Origin of the sequence: Spirabiliibacterium falconis (assembly GCF_014885015.1) — a bacterium.
Lineage (GTDB): Bacteria > Pseudomonadota > Gammaproteobacteria > Enterobacterales > Pasteurellaceae > Spirabiliibacterium > Spirabiliibacterium falconis.
This window is the reverse complement of the sequence record NZ_JABMIJ010000001.1, coordinates 1-17,998: the sequence shown is the minus strand read 5'-3', so window position 1 is coordinate 17,998 and position 17,998 is coordinate 1. Positions and strand designations below refer to the sequence as shown.

Genomic DNA, 17,998 nt, shown 5'->3' with positions numbered 1-17,998 from the left:
TATGAACATCAATGCTCTTGCTCGTAAAAATATTCAAATTCTCACACCGTATCAATCCGCGCGGCGTTTAGGGGGCAATGGCGATATTTGGCTTAACGCTAATGAATACCACAGCTCGCCTGATATTCAACTGAAAAACCGCACTTTTCATCGCTACCCCGAAGCACAACCTGAAACCCTTATCGCACGCTATGCCCGCTATGCAGGGCTGACACCTGAAAATGTGTTGGTCAGCCGTGGCGGTGATGAGGCGATCGAGCTGATTATTCGTGCATTTTGTGAGCCAGAACACGATGCGGTAATGTACTGTCCGCCGACGTATGGCATGTATTCTGTTAGCAGCGAAACTTGCGGTGTCTCGCTCAAATCCGTGCCGCTAAAGGAGAATTTTCAGCTCGATTTAGCCCAAATTGAGCAAAACCTTGACGGCGTGAAAGTCATTTTTGTCTGCTCACCGAACAACCCAACGGGTACGTTGCTTAACCGTGATGATCTGACCGCACTTTTAGACATGACCGCCGAGCGTGCTATCGTGGTGGTGGACGAGGCGTATATTGAATTTTGTCCAGAACACAGCGTAACCGCACTTTTGCCACGCTACCCACACTTGGCGATTATCCGCACATTGTCCAAAGCCTTTGCGCTGGCAGGACTTCGCTGCGGCTTCACACTGGCAAACCCAGCACTTATTGAGGTGTTACAAAAAGTAATTGCCCCTTACCCCATCCCTGTGCCAGTAAGCGACATCGCCGAACAAGCCCTGAGCGATGAAGGGATAAACGCAATGCGTGTACGCGTGCAAGAGGTGATCGACAACCGCACTTTCGTCATCAACGCCTTGCAAAACTGTCCGATTATTGAACACGTATTTGATAGTGCCACTAACTATGTGCTGTTCCGAGCCAAAGACGGGCAAGCCCTATTTGATTATCTCTGGCACAATGGCATTATTTTACGTAATCAACACAGCCAATTCATGCTCGAAAATTGCATTCGCATGACCATCGGCTCCCAAGATGAAAACGCACGCACACTGGCGGCGATTAATACATTTGCACAACGCTAAGGACACATTATGACACAACAAAACATTCTTTTTATCGACCGTGACGGCACGCTGATTGACGAGCCGAAAACCGATTTTCAAATCGACAGCCTCGAAAAATTAAAACTTGAGCCGAATGTGATCCCGGCATTGTTAAAACTCAAGGACAAAGGCTACCGTTTTGTGATGGTCAGCAATCAAGACGGTTTAGGCACTGACGCTTTCCCTCAGGCAGATTTTGACGCACCACACAACACGATGTTAGAAATTTTTCGCTCCCAAGGTATCACCTTTGACGATATTCTCATCTGCCCACACAAGAGCGAAGATAACTGCGATTGCCGCAAGCCGAAAACCAAATTGTTGAAAAAATACATTGATAAAAAACTGTTCGACCCTGCCCATAGCTTTGTGATTGGCGATCGCGAAACGGATTTGCAACTGGCAGACAATTTAGGCATCACAGGTCTACAATATCACCCTGAGAAATTACCTTGGGAACTGATCGCAGAAAAAATCTTGGCGGAGAAAAAAGTCTATAAAGACCACAAACCACGCCACGCCAGCGTAATCCGAACCACCAAAGAAACCGACATCCACGTGGAAGTGTGGCTTGATGAAACCGGTGTGAACAACATCGCAACGGGGCTGGGCTTTTTCGATCACATGCTCGACCAAATTGCCACCCACGGCGGTTTTAGAATGAATGTAACAGTGAAAGGCGATTTGCACATTGACGATCACCACACCATCGAAGACACCGCACTTGCCCTTGGCGAAGCACTCAAACAAGCTCTTGGCGACAAACGTGGCATTGCCCGCTTTGGCTTTGTGCTACCGATGGACGAATGCGAAGCACAATGTTCACTGGATTTATCAGGTCGCCCCTACCTGAAATTCAAAGCCAAATTTACCCGCGATAAAGTCGGCGATTTCAGCACCGAGATGGTAGAGCACTTTTTCATGTCGCTCACCTACGCGCTCGCCTGCACCTTACATTTAAAAGTCAAAGGCAAAAATGCCCACCATCAAGTGGAAGCCCTCTTCAAATGCTTCGGCCGCACCTTGCGGCAAGCCTTTAAAGTGGAAAGCGACGTACTGCCGAGTTCAAAAGGGGTATTGTAATAGCAAAGTGCGGTTTGACCGCACTTGATTAACGGAGGTGAAATAGTGCAAACATATCAGCTTTTTAAGACATTTTCGCCACAGGATATGTCAGGCTACCAAGATCTCAATATAGGCGGTAGAATCGGCTTTCTGCGACAAATCTTGCTTGATAACTGTCAATTTAAAACGGATGAACAAGGCAACTTTTTTCTTAAATTCTTTGTTGGAAAAAACTATGAGCAGAATATAATTATTACAGAACATTCTAGCACACCACCCGTTCATGCTTTTGAATTATCCAAAGCAAGTATATTAATTCAATCTCAGTTCGACGACAATGAAGCAGCATTATTATCAAAAGAAATTCGAGGCTCAAAAGCCATAAAAAGTAATGATTTCATCTCTTATCCGTCACATCGAGCATATATTGATGGGCGTGGTTTTTGCTTCTACTCTCATATTGATGGACAAAAAGATCATTTTAAAAGACAACTGCTTTTGCAGGCTCTCGCCTATGCTTATCTAGGCGCAATTGAATGTATTGCTGATCGGCTTGCACAAGAAATTAATAGTAAAAATTGTAATATAGAGGAATTAAATCAACTCTATATTGAAGCGACAAAATTCAATGCAATATTGTTTTTTCATCAACCTGTTTTAATGAAAAATCCAAGTTTATGTGAATGTTGGAAGGTTTTTGATAATGCCCTCGAAGTTAGTCAGTCTGCACAAGAGTTATTAACACAATTAGCCAATGTTCACTATATTTTACATTTAGATGCCGACAGTAGGCGCAGAGTTGAAGAAAAAGAGAAACAAAACAAACAAGAAAAGTGGAATTTAGCATTTGTGATTATTGGTATTTTAATCGCTATTATTCAAATAATTGCATAGAGGAAATATGACCAAACTCATTATCATCGACACAGGTTGTGCGAACCTGTCTTCTGTTAAATTTGCGTTTGATCGCTTAGGGATTGCGGCAGAGATTAGCCATGATTTAAATGCGATCCGTTCAGCGGATAAATTGTTATTGCCAGGCGTGGGCACAGCAAATGCAGCGATGGCGAATTTGCGCGATCGCGATTTGATTGACACCATCCAATCTCTCACCCAACCTGTGCTGGGCATTTGCCTTGGCATGCAGCTGATGACAGATTTCTCAGTGGAGGGCAATGTGGCAGCACTGGGCGTGATTGGCGGACAAACCGAAAAACTGCCCGATTATGGATTACCACTGCCGCATATGGGTTGGAATAAAGTGCGGTTTGAGGCGGATCATCCGCTATTTGACGGCCTAGCGCAAGACAGCTACTTCTATTTTGTCCACAGCTTTGCCGTGCGCCCAAATAAACACACCATTGCCACCTGCGACTACGGCGAACCGTTCTCCGCCGCCATTGGACAGGGTAATTTCTACGGCGTGCAGTTCCACCCCGAACGCTCAGGAAAAGCCGGGGCACAATTACTACGCAATTTTGTGGAGAAGGTGTGATGCGTCCTTGGATTAAGAAAGGGCTAAAAAATGTACTCGCCTTAGGGCTAACAGTGCTGATAATATCTCTCATTGTTGACCACTTCCGTCGCCCTGTTGCGCCGCAAAATGCGTTGGAGGCGGAGCTGGTGGATATGAATAACCGCACTTTACAGCTAGGAAAATTGAGTGAAGAAAAGCCTGTGTTGCTCTATTTTTGGGGCAGTTGGTGTTCGATTTGCAAGCTGACCTCGCCTGCGGTGGCAAGCCTTGTGGATGAGGGTGTCCAAGTGGTCAGTGTAGCGTTGCGTTCAGGCGATAAAAGTGCGGTCAAGGCGTATTTGCATGAGCATCATTACCACTTTCGCACCATTAATGACCCTCAAGGTGCGCTTGCCAGTGCATGGCAAGTGCAAGTAACACCAAGCATTATCATTATCAAACAAGGCAAAGTTGTGCATACCACCACAGGACTTGCCAGCAAATGGGGTTTGAAATTACGATTATGGTTAGCGTAAATGCGCTGATTTCAGAGAAAAAAATGAAAGGAACATTATGACAACATCACTTATTATCCCAGCGTTAGATTTAATTGACGGGCACGTGGTACGGTTGCATCAAGGCGATTATGCCAAGCAGACCACCTACAGCGACGACCCGATCACACAATTTGCTGACTATGTAGCACAAGGGGCAAAGCAGTTGCATTTGGTCGATTTAACGGGGGCAAAAGATCCAAACGCCCGCCAAACCGCACTTATTGGCTCGATCATTGAAAAAACGGGCTGTCCTGTGCAAGTGGGCGGAGGTATTCGCACTGAGCAAGATGTGGCGGATTTATTTGCCGTGGGTGCCAACCGTGTGGTGATTGGTTCCACTGCCATCAAGCAACCCGAGATGGTGAAAGGCTGGTTTGAACGCTTTGGTGCGGAAAAATTTGTCCTTGCGCTGGATGTGAATATTACCCATGGGCAAAAATTGATCGCCATTCACGGCTGGCAAGAAACCAGCACGCTCACATTAGAGCATGTGATTGACGATTTCAGCCAAGTGGGCTTACAACATGTGCTATGCACCGACATCTCACGCGACGGCACACTCGCAGGATCGAATGTAGATCTCTACCGCCAAGTGTGCGCGCAATACCCTAAAGTGCGGTTTCAATCCTCAGGCGGCATCGGCTCGCTAGCCGACATTGAAGCCCTCAAAGGCACAGGCGTGGCTGGCGTGATCGTGGGCCGTGCACTGTTGGAAGGCAAATTTAACGTGGCGGAGGCAATTGCATGTTGGCAAAACGGATAATTCCTTGTTTAGATGTGCGCGACGGGCAGGTAGTCAAAGGCGTGCAGTTTCGCAATCATGAAATCATTGGCGATATTGTGCCACTGGCAAAACGCTACGCCGAAGAGGGCGCAGATGAGCTGGTGTTTTACGACATCACCGCCTCGGCACACGGGCGAACCATTGATAAAAGCTGGGTGCAGCGAGTGGCAGAGGTAATCGATATCCCGTTTTGCGTCGCAGGCGGCATTAAAACCGTGGCAGATGCTGAGCAAATTTTCGCCTTTGGCGCAGATAAAATCTCCATCAACTCCCCTGCACTGGCTGATCCTACGCTCATCGAACGCCTTGCCGATCGCTTTGGCGTGCAGGCGATTGTGGTTGGGATCGACACTTGGCATGATGTTGAAACAGATAAATACTGGGTCAACCAATTTACGGGCGATGAAAAACGCACTCGCCAAACCAACTGGCAAACGTTAGATTGGGTGGAAGAAGTGCAACGTCGTGGCGCAGGGGAAATTGTGCTAAATATGATGAATCAAGACGGTGTACGCAATGGCTACGATCTTGTGCAATTACAAAAAGTGCGGTCGGTGTGCCACGTGCCACTGATTGCCTCAGGCGGTGCGGGCGAAATGGTGCATTTTCGTGATGCGTTCATTGAAGCCAACGTCGACGGCGCACTGGCTGCGAGCGTGTTCCACAAACAAATTATTAATATTGGCGAGCTGAAAGCGTACCTCGCCACACAACAGATCGACATTCGTCGTTAAACAGGAAGGTTATTATGACAACATTGCCTGAAATCAATTGGCAAAAAGTAGATGGGCTGCTGCCCGTGATTGTGCAAAGTGCGGTCACCAGTGAAGTGCTAATGCTCGGCTATATGAATCCAGAGGCACTGGAAAAAACGTTGGCTGAGAAAAAAGTCACGTTTTTTTCACGTACCAAACAACGGTTGTGGACAAAAGGCGAAACTTCAGGGCATTTTCTGAATGTGGTGGATATGAGTGTGGATTGTGATAATGATACGCTATTAATCATCGCAAACCCCATCGGAGAAACCTGTCATACGGGGGCAGAAAGTTGCTTTCACCAATTTGCTGAAAGCGACGCACTCAACTGGGTCTTCTTCGCTAAACTCGAACGCCTTCTCAGTGAACGTAAAACTGCCGATCCACAAAGTTCTTATACCGCACAACTTTATGCGAAAGGCACCAAACGCATTGCGCAAAAAGTAGGCGAAGAAGGGGTGGAAACCGCCCTTGCCGCCACTGTGAAAGATCGCGAAGAAACAATTAGTGAAGCCGCAGATTTAGCCTATCACTTAACCGTGTTGCTGCAAGACGCCAACTTAAGCTGGGCGGATGTGATTGGCAAACTGAAAGCGCGGCATAAATAACCGCTGCTTTGTGCATGCCAGACCGCACTTTTACATCAAAGTGCGGTTGCGTGATTAATTGATGCTATTGCCTACAATGCGACTGCGTAGGTAATAGCGTACCATTTCGATCACAATGATCCAAATCGGGGTGCCGATCAGTTCTGAAATCAAGCTGTCCGCTGGCCATTGCCAGATGGGGGCTGTGAGCCCAAGAATAGGCAACACAATGGTGTGAAAGCCGAGCACAGCAACCACTAGCCCAAACACTACCCCACAAGCCATTTTCACTTTTGGGTACACTTCAACTAGGCAGCAATAAAGTATGGCAATAACAATGGAAAAGAGGTAGTGAATGCCATTGCCGCCCCAGTTAACGACCTGCTCTGAGAAGGTGTAGACCATCGAATCAGGCGAAAGCCCAAGATCCGTGATAATACCGATAGGTGGTGGCACTGCACCAGGTGGACGAGGTGGCAAAATATCCTCACAGCCTGATTTGACCATGGCAGAAAGTATCCCGCCGACGATACCTGCTAATGTTGCCACACCATAGTGGCGAGATGAATAAGGTGTTGTGTGTAACCCGCGCATAGAGCCTCCTAATGGATTCACAATAATCTCCTGCTCAAACTACACCCATTTGATTAAGAAAACAACAAAAAAGAGACCTATTTCATCACATTTTGCAATTGAAAATAGTTCTCTAGCACCAAATAGCTCACCAGTTGCTCTTGGCGTTTGTCGAAAAACTGCGCCATCCACGCATTGGCATTCGCAATAATCGCTTTAGCTTTATCAGGATTGGCATTATAAAAGGCAATTTTTTCTGCTAAATCAGAATAGTCACTTTTCAGCTCAACATAGTGCTTGCCCGCCTCAAGCCGCCCTTCCATCAGCCAGGTTTCATACACTGGTTTAACCATAAAACACAGTGAGTTGGATGCCATAATCCATTTCAAATTCGTCGCCACATCATTGCCTTCAATGCTCAACACATAACGATATTGCAATTGCTCAGCAATGCTTAAATAATCACGATGATAAGGGGTTGCTAACGAACGTTTATGCACGCAACCCACATCGCACAATGGATGATCATGAAACATTTCAAGAAATCGTTGACGGTGCGGCTGATGTGAGGCACCACGCCAAACCAGCATCGGCTTTTTGTCTTCAAACCGCACTTTATCAGGATACACATAGAAATGACGCACACTGTCGAGTTTTAACACAACAGAATTTTCATTGTTGGTTGGTTGGTTGGTTGGTTGGTTGGTTGGTTGGTTGGTTGGTTGGTTAAGCATAGTATTCATAATCGGACGACTTTTAACAATACTCGGCTCAGTTGGAACATGTGTTACATCCCCAAATTCATGCAAAAAATAAAAGTGCGGTGAAAACAGTTTCAACAGTGGCTTACTGTCCAGATAATAGGTTGAACCATTATCGGCAAGGCGAAACGAACAAATTTGCTCCCGTGCTGGATTGCAAGAAAGATCAAACGGACGTGTGAGTTTATTATAATAATTGACCCGCGCTAAAATCTGTGTCGCTCGCGTGGGAGCAGAAGATTGAATTGTCTGCCACTGACGCTTCAGGGCGTTTGCTTTCCGCTGGAAATACCACTGAGGAAAAAGCAAAAGTGCGGTTTGACCGAGATAAAAGCGCACTCGCGTGCATGTTTTATGCAACCGATTAAGTAACTTCATGATATTTCTCGGTAAGAAATGAATAACATGATTTTAATGAATTTGGCTGAAATTACAATGAAAAATAATGGTGGGCGATACCGGGCTCGAACCAGTGACCCCCTCCTTGTAAGGGAGGTGCTCTCCCAACTGAGCTAATCGCCCGCAATGCGGAAATCAAGTGGTGGGTGATACCGGGCTCGAACCAGTGACCCCCTCCTTGTAAGGGAGGTGCTCTCCCAACTGAGCTAATCACCCCTTGATTTATTGGGTACAAGATAAGTGGTGGGTGATACCGGGCTCGAACCAGTGACCCCCTCCTTGTAAGGGAGGTGCTCTCCCAACTGAGCTAATCACCCTTATCTTGCGCAACAAGTGACTTTGAAAAAGTGGTGGGCGATACCGGGCTCGAACCAGTGACCCCCTCCTTGTAAGGGAGGTGCTCTCCCAACTGAGCTAATCGCCCACTTGTTGTGAAGGTGCATTATAATTGACGCAGTATTTCAGTCAACGACTTTTTCTTTTTTTATGCTTAACTGGTTTAAAAATAGCCACTAACATTGATTTTTGCTATTCATCACCGCCTCATCCGAGTACAATAAGCCGTAATTTGCTTAACGAATCGAATTTTAAGGTTATATTATGGAAATGAAACCCCTTTTTCCACTAGATCCCGCTGTAAAAGTGCGCACTCGCTTTGCCCCAAGCCCAACAGGCTATTTACACGTTGGCGGTGCACGAACCGCACTTTACTCTTGGCTTTACGCTCGCCACAATCAAGGCGAGTTTGTATTGCGTATTGAAGACACCGATCTCGAACGCTCAACCCAAGCAGCGACCGATGCCATTTTAGACAGTATGGCGTGGCTGGGGCTGAATTGGGAACACGGGCCTTATTACCAAACTAAACGCTTTGAACGCTATAACGACGTGATCGATCAAATGCTTGAGCAAGGGCTCGCCTACCGTTGCTACTGCTCAAAAGAGCGCCTTGAAGAGCTTCGTGAGCGCCAAGAAGCCAACAAAGAAAAACCGCGCTACGACCGTCACTGTTTACACGATCATAGCGAGCATAGCCCTGATGAGCCACACGTGGTGCGCTTTAAAAACCCGCAAGAGGGCTCGGTTGTGTTTGACGACGCAATCCGTGGACGGATTGAAATTAGCAATAGTGAGCTTGATGATCTGATTATTCGCCGTACAGACGGTTCGCCAACATACAATTTTTGCGTGGTGATTGATGATTGGGATATGGGCATCACCCATGTAGTGCGTGGGGAAGATCATATCAACAACACGCCACGCCAAATTAATATCCTCAAAGCACTTGGTGCACCAATCCCTATCTATGCACATGTGTCGATGATCTTGGGCGATGACAGCAAAAAGCTCTCTAAACGCCATGGCGCAGTGAGTGTGATGGAGTACCGTGATGAAGGCATTTTGCCAGAAGCGTTGATCAACTACCTTGTGCGACTCGGCTGGGGGCATGGCGATCAAGAAATTTTCAGCCAACAAGAAATGATCGATCTTTTCGATCTTCATTCCGTTAGTCGCTCGGCGAGTGCATTCAACACCGAAAAACTCAAATGGCTCAATCATCACTATATTCGCGAAATGCCTGTTGAGCAGGTTGCCAACGCTCTCGAATGGCAAATGCAACACCATCATATCGACACGACACAAGGTCCAAAATTGACAACGATCGTGGAGATGCTCGGTGAGCGTTGTCAAACATTAAAAGAGATGGCACTTGCCAGTCGCTATTTTTATCAAGACTTCGATCACTACGATGAAGCTGCGGATAAAAAACACTTTAAAGTTGGGGCAATTGCACCGCTTAAATTGGTACTTGAAAAGCTAACCGCACTTTCACAGTGGCAAGCAGTGCCTATTCATCATGTCATTGAACAAACGGCTGCTGAGCTTGAACTCGGTATGGGGAAAGTGGGAATGCCATTGCGTGTAGCAACAACAGGTTCGGGGCAATCGCCATCATTAGATATTACCCTTGAAGCCATCGGGCGTGAGCGGACTCTTACACGACTAAGCAAAGCCATTGCATATCTCGAACAAAAATTTGCTGAGTAGTATCAAATTTAAACAGTTGAGATAAAATCGCGACCAATCTTGTAAAAATGATTGACAGATAAAAGTGCGGTCATTAATATAACCGCACTTTCTAGTTGAAAGCACCTTGTGGGGATATAGCTCAGTTGGGAGAGCGCTTGCATGGCATGCAAGAGGTCGTCGGTTCGATCCCGTCTATCTCCACCAATTCAAAGAAGCACCACGACGCATATAGACGCACAACCCCACTAAATACGCCACTCCAGCCACTTTTAAAGATGTATATAGACGCACTACGACGCATATAAACGCAAAATTATTGTACCCAATAAAGTACCCACGCGTTATAATGCCCTCAAATGTGGGTACTAAAACAGATCAGGGGGTACTATGGCGCGGATTGTCAAAGGCTTAACTAACACGCAGATCGCACAAGCCAAAGCACAGCCAAAAGACTATGAATTAAACGACGGCAAGGGGCTTTTTTTGCATATCCGCCCCACTGGCGCGAAAATTTGGCGTTTTCGATACGATCACCCAATCAGCAAGAAGCGCACCAAAATTTCTTTTGGCGACTACCCTACAATCACACTAGCGCAGGCAAGGGCAAAGCGCGAAGAAATGCGGGCATTATTGCTTAATGACATTGATCCAGCATTGCACCGCCAGCAACAACAAGCGCAGCTCGTGGCTGACAATAAAAACACCTTCAACGCCGTATGTGAACAATGGCGAGAGAAGAAAAAAAACGACATCACCGCCAAAACCCTTGATAAATACTGGCGACAGCTTGAACTTTATGTTTTGCCCTTTATCGGTCATTACCCTATATCCGACATAACCCCGCCGTTGATTGTGGCCACACTTCGCCCGGTGGAAAGCAAAGGAACGCTAGACACGGTCCACCGCCTGATCACCAACATTAACGCCATTTTAAATTTTGCCGTAAATGGCGGGCTAATTCCTTTCAATCCTTGCCTTAAAGTGGGGCAAATGTTCAAGCGACACATGAGAAAACACAATCCAAGCATTAGGTCTGAACAATTACCGCAATTTATGCAAGACCTCGCTAAGTCAAGAGCAACACCACAGACAAAAGCGGCCATCAAATTTAAACTGCTCACCATTGTGCGGTCATCAGAAGCCGTCAATGCAGAGTGGGAAGAAATAGACCTGAAAAACGCCGTTTGGACAATCCCCGCGCATAAAATGAAAATGCGTGTTGATCACTGTGTACCACTATCAAAACAAGCCCTTCAAATACTGGCAATGATGAAACCTATCACGGGCAATAGCCGTTATATATTCCCTAAATCTGGCTCACCGCGCTTGCCTATGGTGCCTGATACACTCAATAACGCCCTGAAAAGAATGGGCTATAAGGGCGTAATGACCGCCCACGGAATGCGAACCCTTGTCAGTGTGCATTTAAACGAACAAGGCGAAAACCCCGACGCGGTAGAAAAATGCCTTGCGCACGACGTGAAAGGCAACAGTGTGCGCCGTGCCTACCTACAATCTAACTTCTTTGAGCAACGCATAGCCATTATGCAACGCTGGGCGGACTATGTCGAACAGTGCGCCACAGCCAACACCCTTTAAGCACTTCACCACGGGCGGACATCTCCGCCCTTTTTTATTTATTTTTTTCTATATAAGCAAAAAGTACTTGGACAACTTGGACAATTACCCTATTTATACATATCAATCACAATAAATTCAATAACTTATATTAAAATCATTGTCCAAGTTATAGCTTAAATTGTCCAAGAAAAATCGCATTTTGTCCAAGTTTTTGGCGAAATTGTCCAAGTTATCCCACCAACCTTGCCGCTCGTCTTTTGTAATATTTTGTAAAAAATTAATCAAAAACAGCGTTAAAACGGCATTTAAATGCGGTTTTTGTTCCTCACAACGGTTTTTGTTAAATCATTATCAGAAACTTAACGACGAAAAAAAAGGGTAAATAACGGCTTTTTTGCTTTTGCCTTGCTTGCCCTACCATTAGAAAGCCTTTAACGAATAGCGCGCCGCTTTAACGGCATTTTAACGGGGTCAAATAAGGTATCTTTGAAGGCTATTTTTGTTTTAATCTTTTTCTCATTTTAATTGTCCAAATTAATCATTTTGACGACATTTGACAACACAATAAAGCATTTTATAAGATTTTCAGCACACGAACACCGACGCATTAAGGAGCATTACGATGAACTACGAAGTAGAACAACACTACACCCGCAAAACACTTTCTGAATTGTTGAAGGTCCACCCGACCACAATCGATCGGCTTGTGCGCGTGGGGAAGTTGAAAAAAGTTAAATTCGGCAAGACGACGCTTTTCCCCGCTAGTGAAATCAAGCGATACATGACGGAGAGCGCCAATGACGAGTAACAGAAACAACGCGGGGCGAGTTGTGCGCCAACACAACACCGCCCCTAGTCATCATTCACAAACACGACGCGAAACAATGACTAACACACATTCTAGCAAAAAACGCTTTACAAGTGCGCCCCTTTTGTCGTATTTTATCCGTGCGGTTGCAAAATCAACCGCCGAGCCTCGAAACTCGAACGATAAAACATTGGCGCATTGCACGCCTCATGCGTGTTTTTTTATGTGTAGCGCACGTACACTTCAAGAACGCCAAGAGCTTCACGAAAGCCGAGAGCGTCTTTCAATGGTAGCGTGTAGCGGGAAAGGTTCCGCCCTTTGCTGTGTTCCAGTGTTCGCAGTTTTCGAGCCCGTTACACGTTACCGCCCAAGCCTCGAAACTTTAGCGGTAACTTCAGAAAAATTTAACATTGGAGTTACAGCCATGATCTATCAATTTCTCGGCGTATCACGCCAACACTACGACCGCACCCGCGCGCAACAATTGCGCATTCAAGCCAACAGCGAACAACACGCCCGCGCCAGCTTTGCGCGTGATTATGTGCTGATTTTGCTAGGACAATTGCCCGACAGTGCAAAGACTGACCGCACTTTGGTGGCAGGAGTGAAAGGGGGGCGTTATGCGTAATTCAAAACCTACCTTGAAAATCATTAAAGGCGGAAAAAAAGCCACCTCAAAATTTGATGAAGCACTTGCAGAAATTGAAACATCAAAAATTATTTTAAGGGGATTTAGTGATCTGTCTACCGTGCTGATTGGAAAATTAAACATCATTGAAAAACAATTAAGGGGGCACCAATGAGCAAGCTTAAAAATGCCCCGTATCTGAAAAAGCAAGGCAACAACTACCGTGAGCAACAATTAATTTTAATCGGTCCAGATGCGTGGGAAGCCTACCACAACGGCGACGGCGTGGGCTGGCGGTTGTTGTGTGATCTTATCAGTCACGAAAAATCAAAACCGCCCGTTATTCTCAATAATGATATTTTGAGCGAGATCAACCTTTACCGCGTGGCTGACGAAAAGCAAGAAGAGATCGCCCTTTATCAATTCGGCGAAGTGGACGAAAAAGCCATCACCGCACTTTGTGTGAACATTGCCCACAACACCCGCGCCAAGGTGCTTTTGCACTGTGACCGCGCAGGGCAAAAGATCGCCAATTTAAGCGGCTATATTGAGCGCATACGCCAAGGCGACGAAATCGCGCAGGCTATCGCCGAGCAAGTCGCCGCAGCCGTGAAAGAGCCCCGCAACACACCCTACATTGACGAACGCACAGAAAACGGCATAAACGGGCTATTTTATGTGGTGCCAAAGATTGACAAGGCCACAGGCGACATCACGGGCGAAAATACAAAATGGCTTTCTAGCCCCGTTGAGGTGGTGGGCGTGGGCAAGAGCGAACAAAACGCCTACGTTGTGCTCCGCTTTACCCCTGAAAACGAAAATAAACCCGTAACAACCGCACTTGCGCTTGAGCTTGTTGGCGAGCGCGAGGGCTGGAAGCAATTACGCAAGCAAGGGCTGAAAATCGCCAGCGACAGCAAAAGCAAGAACCTACTGGCGGACTATTTTCAAACCGCGGGCGAGCGCACGCCGTGGACGATTACTGAGCTGACAGGCTGGCACGGCGGGGCGTACTTATTGCCAAATGGTGAGGTAATCGGCGAACCCGCGCGCCCCGTGTTGTTTGCGGGACAATCAGCCGCAGTGAATGGCTATGACACACGCGGGACGCTGGAGAGCTGGCGCGAAAATGTGGGCGATTATCTCAAGGGTAATCATTCCATGATTTTGGGCGTGGGGGCAAGCCTTGCCGCGCCCCTTTTGGGCTTGCTAGGTGCGGATAACTTCGGCATTCACCTTTATGGCGGCTCAAGCACGGGCAAGACTACAACCGCCAATATTGCTAGCACCATTTACGGACACCCCGACAAAACGCGCTTAACGTGGTATAGCACCGCCCTAGGCGTTGCAAATGAAGCTATGGCGCACAATGACGGCTTTTTGCCACTCGATGAAATCGGGCAAGGCTCACGCGTGCGGGACGTTGAAACAAGTTGCTACACGCTATTTAATGGCGTGGGTAAATTACAGGGCGCAAAAGACGGCGGAAACCGTGAGCTAATGCGCTGGCGAGCGGTGACATTGTCTACCGGTGAAAAAGATGTTGAGACGTTCTTAATGAGCGAGGGAATACGCGTTAAAGCGGGGCAACTGGTGCGCTTGATTAATATCCCTATTCGCAAGGCTGAAAACTTTCACACCTTCGCCAATGCCAAGGCGCACGCCGACCACTTAAACGAGGCGTGCAAGGAGAATTACGGCGTTATCGGGCGCGAGTGGGTCAAGCACCTAAGCACGCACAAAGAGAGCGTGAAAGCCAATTTCAAGATGTACAAAGAGAAATGGCTCAAACGCGTACCGCAGGGCGCAGATGCGCAGATCTACCGCGTAGCGGACAAGTTCGCCTTGATTGACACTGCGCTCAAAATGGCAGCAAACTTCACCGCGTGGGAAAGTGAGATCATCAATGAAGCGTTGATTGTGAGTTTCAACGACTGGCTGAATGTGTTCGGCACACGCAGCAAGGAAGAAGAACAAGTGCTTGAGCAAGTGATCGGCTTTATTGACCGCTACCGCGCCCGTTTTGTGGAGTTCCCCCACAATCCAAGCCAACACCAACCAATGGATGCCGCGGGCTATGTGGAGATAGAAACACCAACAAACAGCACAGAAACGTTTTACATATTCCCCGTTGTGTACAAAAATGAAGTTATAGCAGGTTTTAATGACCGCCAAGCTAGCGAAATTTTATACAACAACGGCATATTGAAAAAAGACAAGTCCAAAAATGCGGGCTACACGCAAAAAATGCCCTACCGCATAGACAAAAAACGCGCGCCCGTTTATGTGATTATGCCCTACTGTGAACCCTGAAAAAATTATCCCGCCTAGTGCGGGATTTTTATTCTTACCGCCATATTTAACATAATATAAAATAGGATTGATTATTTTATAACCTTGTTTGGTCTATTTTTTGAGCATTGCCCAAGTTTTTAGGACAATTGTCCAAGTTTTTTACCCCCTAACTTGGACAATTTTTAAAAATTATTTTCTTAAATTTCAATTGCTTAATTCAAATTGTCCAATTGTCCAAGTTGTCCAAGCACTTTTTGCTTATATAGAAAAAATTTTTTGTTTTGTTGGCCGCGTGTTTTCTTTAAAGCACTTTAAAATCTTTTTTTCTTTAAAGTGTTTTAAAGTTATTCCAAAGCAAACAAGGGAGGGCTTTTGTGGCGAAACGAAATCAAAAATCAAGTGTTCTTTTTGACGGGATTAGGGAAAGCATGAAAGAAGCTATCGCGAAAGGCGGCAGTGCTGTCGAAATCACTGAATATGCGCTAGAAAGGGTGGCGTACTATTGTGGAGGGCTTGTGATCTATGTTCCCAAATCTACGCCGTCATCTATTAAAGCGCGTAATACACGCATTAAGAAAGAGTTTACAGGCAACAATCATTCAGCTTTAGCCAAAAAGTACAATTTGTCTATGTACAAGATTTACACCATTCTCAAGGAAGACGATTAATGAAAACCGCACTTTTTGAAATATTTCGCACTGGCAAGCATAACGGCGGGGGCAAGTGGGCGCGCAAAGTATGGACGGAAAGCGAGTTAAAGCGCATTGCGAATTTATACAATACAGAAATTAAGCCCGCGCCTCTTGTGATTGGCCACCCTGAAAACAACTTGCCCGAATACGGCAAAGTAAATCGTGTTATTTATTGCAATAATGCGTTATTTGCTGAAGCTGAAATCAACAACGATTTAATCGGCAAAATCAAAAGCAATCAAATTAACGGCATTTCAAGTAGTTTTATTCCAATTGAGAATGAGAAAAACCCAACCAAAGGCATTTCATTTTATTTAAATCACGTTGGCTTTTTAGAGAAAGACCAAAAGCCCGCCGTAAAAAATATGTTACCACCTGAAATAAGCCTTGAATATCTTTATTTTAACGATACAGAAGACTTTATTTTTTACTGTGAGAATGAAGATATTTCTTTTGCTGATGATTTAAATAATAAAGCCATTTATTTATCTCAAGCACTAGATATTGATTATAAAACCGCACTGAATTTAATTATCAAATAACGGGGGAATAATGGAACAAACCGAAATTGACCGCTTAAAAGCGGAAAACGAGCAATTAAAAGCGCAGTTAAACCAATCAAAAAATGACGGTAACGCCAATTTTATTGATGACTTAATCGCACAGGGAAAATTAATTCCAAAACACCGCGCCCGCTCACTTGAATTGCTGAATTATGCGAACAACTTCGACAACGGCGAGACCTTAACCTTTTCAGAGGGAGAAAACTTAACACAGAAAATAAAAGACTTTTTTCAAGAGCTACCGCAAGTTATTTGCTTTGAAGAAATTGCCACAACAGAACGCGCAGCAACCATTAACGACAGCGCAAGCCGTGTAACGTATGCAGACGATACACCGCCTGAAATGATTGCGCTAGATCAAGAAATCCGCGCTTATATGGGGCATCATAACACGGACTATTTAACCGCATTTAATATCATCACCAAGAAAGGAGCTTAACCATGTCAACACTTTCACAAAAACGCATCCAAGACCCAATTTTAACCCAGCTTGCATACGGTTATTACAACAATGAGCTAGTATGTGAAACGCTATTCCCTATCGTGGAAATCGAAAAAGAGGGCGGGAAAATCCCCCAATTTGGTCGCCTAGCGTTTCGCCAACAATCCACCGTGCGCCAAGTTCACGGCGACAGCAACCGCTTGACCCCTGAAGACGTGACAGCAATTAGCATTGAGCTTGAAGAACACGATATTGAATACCCTATCGACTACCGCGAAGACCACGAAGCGAGCTACCCACTCAAACAGCACGCCCTTTCAGTGGTACAGGAAATCATTGCGCTAGGGCGTGAAATGGAAGCAGCCAAACTTGCCCAAGATGAAAGCAACTACAATACGCAAAACAAATTTATCTTATCTGGCGACAGTAAATTCTCCAACCTCAAATCAAACCCGTTGCCGATATTTGATACCGCCATTGATGCAGTTATCAGCAACACAGGGCGACGCCCTAACGTGTGCGTAATTGCGCAAGATGTATGGCTAAAACTGAAAGAAAACACCGTGCTACTTGATCGCATTAAATACACCCGCGCAGGCATTTTAACCCCGCAAGTGTTCGCTGAATTGATTGACGTTAAGACGGTCAAAATTGGCGCAGCCATGAAAGAGGAAAGCGGACAATTAAAACCTATTTGGAGTGATTGTGTGATTTTGGCTTATGTACCAACCAAGGGCGAAAATAACAGCATTTATGCGCCGTCATACGGTTACACAATCCGACGCAAAGAGGGGCTATTTGTTGATACCTACACCGAGAAAGGCGGAAAAGTTGAAATCGTGCGTTGCACGGATATTCATAAACCGTGCGTAATGGGCAAATCGGCGGGCGTATTACTAAAAAAATGTATTAGCTTGTTAATGATCATGCAAAA

At 45.8% G+C, this 17,998-nt stretch carries 20 protein-coding genes and 5 tRNA genes; 19 read left to right on the top strand and 6 right to left on the bottom strand.

The features are described 5' to 3' along the window. The first annotated feature begins 1 nt into the window (after nt 1). The 8 genes from hisC to hisIE are packed head-to-tail and all read left to right on the top strand — an operon-like array spanning nt 2 to nt 6,312. Nucleotides 2-1,066, top strand: coding sequence for a histidinol-phosphate transaminase (gene hisC, locus HPC40_RS00125; protein WP_208117447.1), 1,065 nt, complete (start codon nt 2-4; stop codon nt 1,064-1,066). A 9-nt stretch (nt 1,067-1,075) separates the two neighbouring features. Further along, on the top strand, nt 1,076-2,170 hold the full coding sequence (gene hisB / locus HPC40_RS00120; protein WP_208117446.1) for a bifunctional histidinol-phosphatase/imidazoleglycerol-phosphate dehydratase HisB: 1,095 nt from the start codon (nt 1,076-1,078) through the stop codon (nt 2,168-2,170). Between the two features lie 45 nt (nt 2,171-2,215). Further along, nucleotides 2,216-3,046: a hypothetical protein gene (locus HPC40_RS00115; RefSeq protein ID WP_328805290.1), complete on the top strand. Its 831-nt coding sequence runs from the start codon at nt 2,216-2,218 to the stop codon at nt 3,044-3,046. A gap of 7 nt (nt 3,047-3,053) precedes the next feature. Next, entirely contained in the window at nt 3,054-3,647 is a 594-nt protein-coding gene (gene hisH / locus HPC40_RS00110) for an imidazole glycerol phosphate synthase subunit HisH (RefSeq protein WP_208117445.1), read from the top strand. Continuing rightward, nucleotides 3,647-4,144, top strand: a complete 498-nt coding sequence (locus HPC40_RS00105) for a protein disulfide oxidoreductase (RefSeq protein WP_208117568.1) — start codon at nt 3,647-3,649, stop codon at nt 4,142-4,144. Before hisH ends, HPC40_RS00105 begins: the two co-directional genes overlap by 1 nt. Before the next feature lie 37 nt (nt 4,145-4,181). Continuing rightward, nucleotides 4,182-4,928, top strand: coding sequence for a 1-(5-phosphoribosyl)-5-[(5-phosphoribosylamino)methylideneamino]imidazole-4-carboxamide isomerase (gene hisA / locus HPC40_RS00100; protein WP_208117444.1), 747 nt, complete (start codon nt 4,182-4,184; stop codon nt 4,926-4,928). After that, nucleotides 4,910-5,683 carry an imidazole glycerol phosphate synthase subunit HisF gene (hisF, locus tag HPC40_RS00095; protein WP_208117443.1) on the top strand — a complete coding sequence of 258 codons (774 nt, stop codon included), beginning with the start codon at nt 4,910-4,912 and terminating at the stop codon, nt 5,681-5,683. The genes hisA and hisF overlap by 19 nt, the downstream gene beginning before the upstream one ends. 14 nt (nt 5,684-5,697) lie before the next feature. After that, a complete protein-coding gene (gene hisIE, locus HPC40_RS00090) occupies nt 5,698-6,312 on the top strand; it encodes a bifunctional phosphoribosyl-AMP cyclohydrolase/phosphoribosyl-ATP diphosphatase HisIE (RefSeq protein ID WP_208117442.1) in 615 nt (204 codons plus the stop codon). Between the two features lie 54 nt (nt 6,313-6,366). Here hisIE and HPC40_RS00085 read toward each other — a convergent pair whose 3' ends face one another. The 6 genes from HPC40_RS00085 to HPC40_RS00060 form a co-directional block, all read right to left on the bottom strand. Beyond that, a complete protein-coding gene (locus HPC40_RS00085; protein ID WP_208117441.1) occupies nt 6,367-6,885 on the bottom strand; it encodes a DUF1440 domain-containing protein in 519 nt (172 codons plus the stop codon). A gap of 77 nt (nt 6,886-6,962) precedes the next feature. Continuing rightward, nucleotides 6,963-8,003, bottom strand: coding sequence for a glycosyl transferase family 90 (locus tag HPC40_RS09460; protein ID WP_208117440.1), 1,041 nt, complete (start codon nt 8,001-8,003; stop codon nt 6,963-6,965). A gap of 68 nt (nt 8,004-8,071) precedes the next feature. Continuing rightward, a tRNA-Val gene (locus tag HPC40_RS00075) sits at nt 8,072-8,147 on the bottom strand. A 17-nt stretch (nt 8,148-8,164) separates the two neighbouring features. Continuing rightward, nucleotides 8,165-8,240, bottom strand: a tRNA-Val gene (locus HPC40_RS00070). A 25-nt stretch (nt 8,241-8,265) separates the two neighbouring features. Further along, nucleotides 8,266-8,341 (bottom strand) — tRNA-Val (locus tag HPC40_RS00065). A 31-nt stretch (nt 8,342-8,372) separates the two neighbouring features. Next, nucleotides 8,373-8,448: transfer RNA gene (locus HPC40_RS00060), tRNA-Val, on the bottom strand. Nucleotides 8,449-8,624: 176 nt separating this feature from the next. Here HPC40_RS00060 and gltX point away from each other — a divergent pair. The 11 genes from gltX to HPC40_RS00005 all read left to right on the top strand — a co-directional run. Next, nucleotides 8,625-10,073, top strand: a complete 1,449-nt coding sequence (gene gltX / locus HPC40_RS00055; RefSeq protein ID WP_208117439.1) for a glutamate--tRNA ligase — start codon at nt 8,625-8,627, stop codon at nt 10,071-10,073. Nucleotides 10,074-10,183: 110 nt separating this feature from the next. Next, nucleotides 10,184-10,259: transfer RNA gene (locus HPC40_RS00050), tRNA-Ala, on the top strand. 183 nt (nt 10,260-10,442) lie between these two features. Further along, the gene (locus HPC40_RS00045; RefSeq protein WP_208117438.1) at nt 10,443-11,654 is read left to right on the top strand and encodes a tyrosine-type recombinase/integrase; all 1,212 of its coding nucleotides are present in this window, start codon (nt 10,443-10,445) and stop codon (nt 11,652-11,654) included. 604 nt (nt 11,655-12,258) lie between these two features. Further along, a complete protein-coding gene (locus HPC40_RS00040) occupies nt 12,259-12,444 on the top strand; it encodes a helix-turn-helix domain-containing protein (protein ID WP_208117437.1) in 186 nt (61 codons plus the stop codon). Beyond that, nucleotides 12,434-13,072: a host cell division inhibitor Icd-like protein gene (locus tag HPC40_RS00035; protein WP_235972243.1), complete on the top strand. Its 639-nt coding sequence runs from the start codon at nt 12,434-12,436 to the stop codon at nt 13,070-13,072. Before HPC40_RS00040 ends, HPC40_RS00035 begins: the two co-directional genes overlap by 11 nt. Beyond that, on the top strand, nt 13,065-13,247 hold the full coding sequence (locus HPC40_RS00030; protein WP_208117436.1) for a hypothetical protein: 183 nt from the start codon (nt 13,065-13,067) through the stop codon (nt 13,245-13,247). The genes HPC40_RS00035 and HPC40_RS00030 overlap by 8 nt, the downstream gene beginning before the upstream one ends. Then, entirely contained in the window at nt 13,244-15,385 is a 2,142-nt protein-coding gene (locus HPC40_RS00025; protein ID WP_208117435.1) for a DUF927 domain-containing protein, read from the top strand. Before HPC40_RS00030 ends, HPC40_RS00025 begins: the two co-directional genes overlap by 4 nt. A gap of 356 nt (nt 15,386-15,741) precedes the next feature. Then, nucleotides 15,742-16,035 carry a Mor transcription activator family protein gene (locus HPC40_RS00020; RefSeq protein WP_208117434.1) on the top strand — a complete coding sequence of 98 codons (294 nt, stop codon included), beginning with the start codon at nt 15,742-15,744 and terminating at the stop codon, nt 16,033-16,035. Continuing rightward, nucleotides 16,035-16,601 carry a hypothetical protein gene (locus tag HPC40_RS00015; RefSeq protein ID WP_208117433.1) on the top strand — a complete coding sequence of 189 codons (567 nt, stop codon included), beginning with the start codon at nt 16,035-16,037 and terminating at the stop codon, nt 16,599-16,601. The genes HPC40_RS00020 and HPC40_RS00015 overlap by 1 nt, the downstream gene beginning before the upstream one ends. Nucleotides 16,602-16,611: 10 nt before the next feature. Then, complete coding sequence (locus HPC40_RS00010; protein ID WP_208117432.1) at nt 16,612-17,061, top strand: hypothetical protein; 450 nt, start codon at nt 16,612-16,614, stop codon at nt 17,059-17,061. A 2-nt stretch (nt 17,062-17,063) separates the two neighbouring features. Then, on the top strand, nt 17,064-17,998 hold a 935-nt coding region (locus tag HPC40_RS00005; RefSeq protein ID WP_208117431.1), incomplete at its 3' end, for a major capsid protein.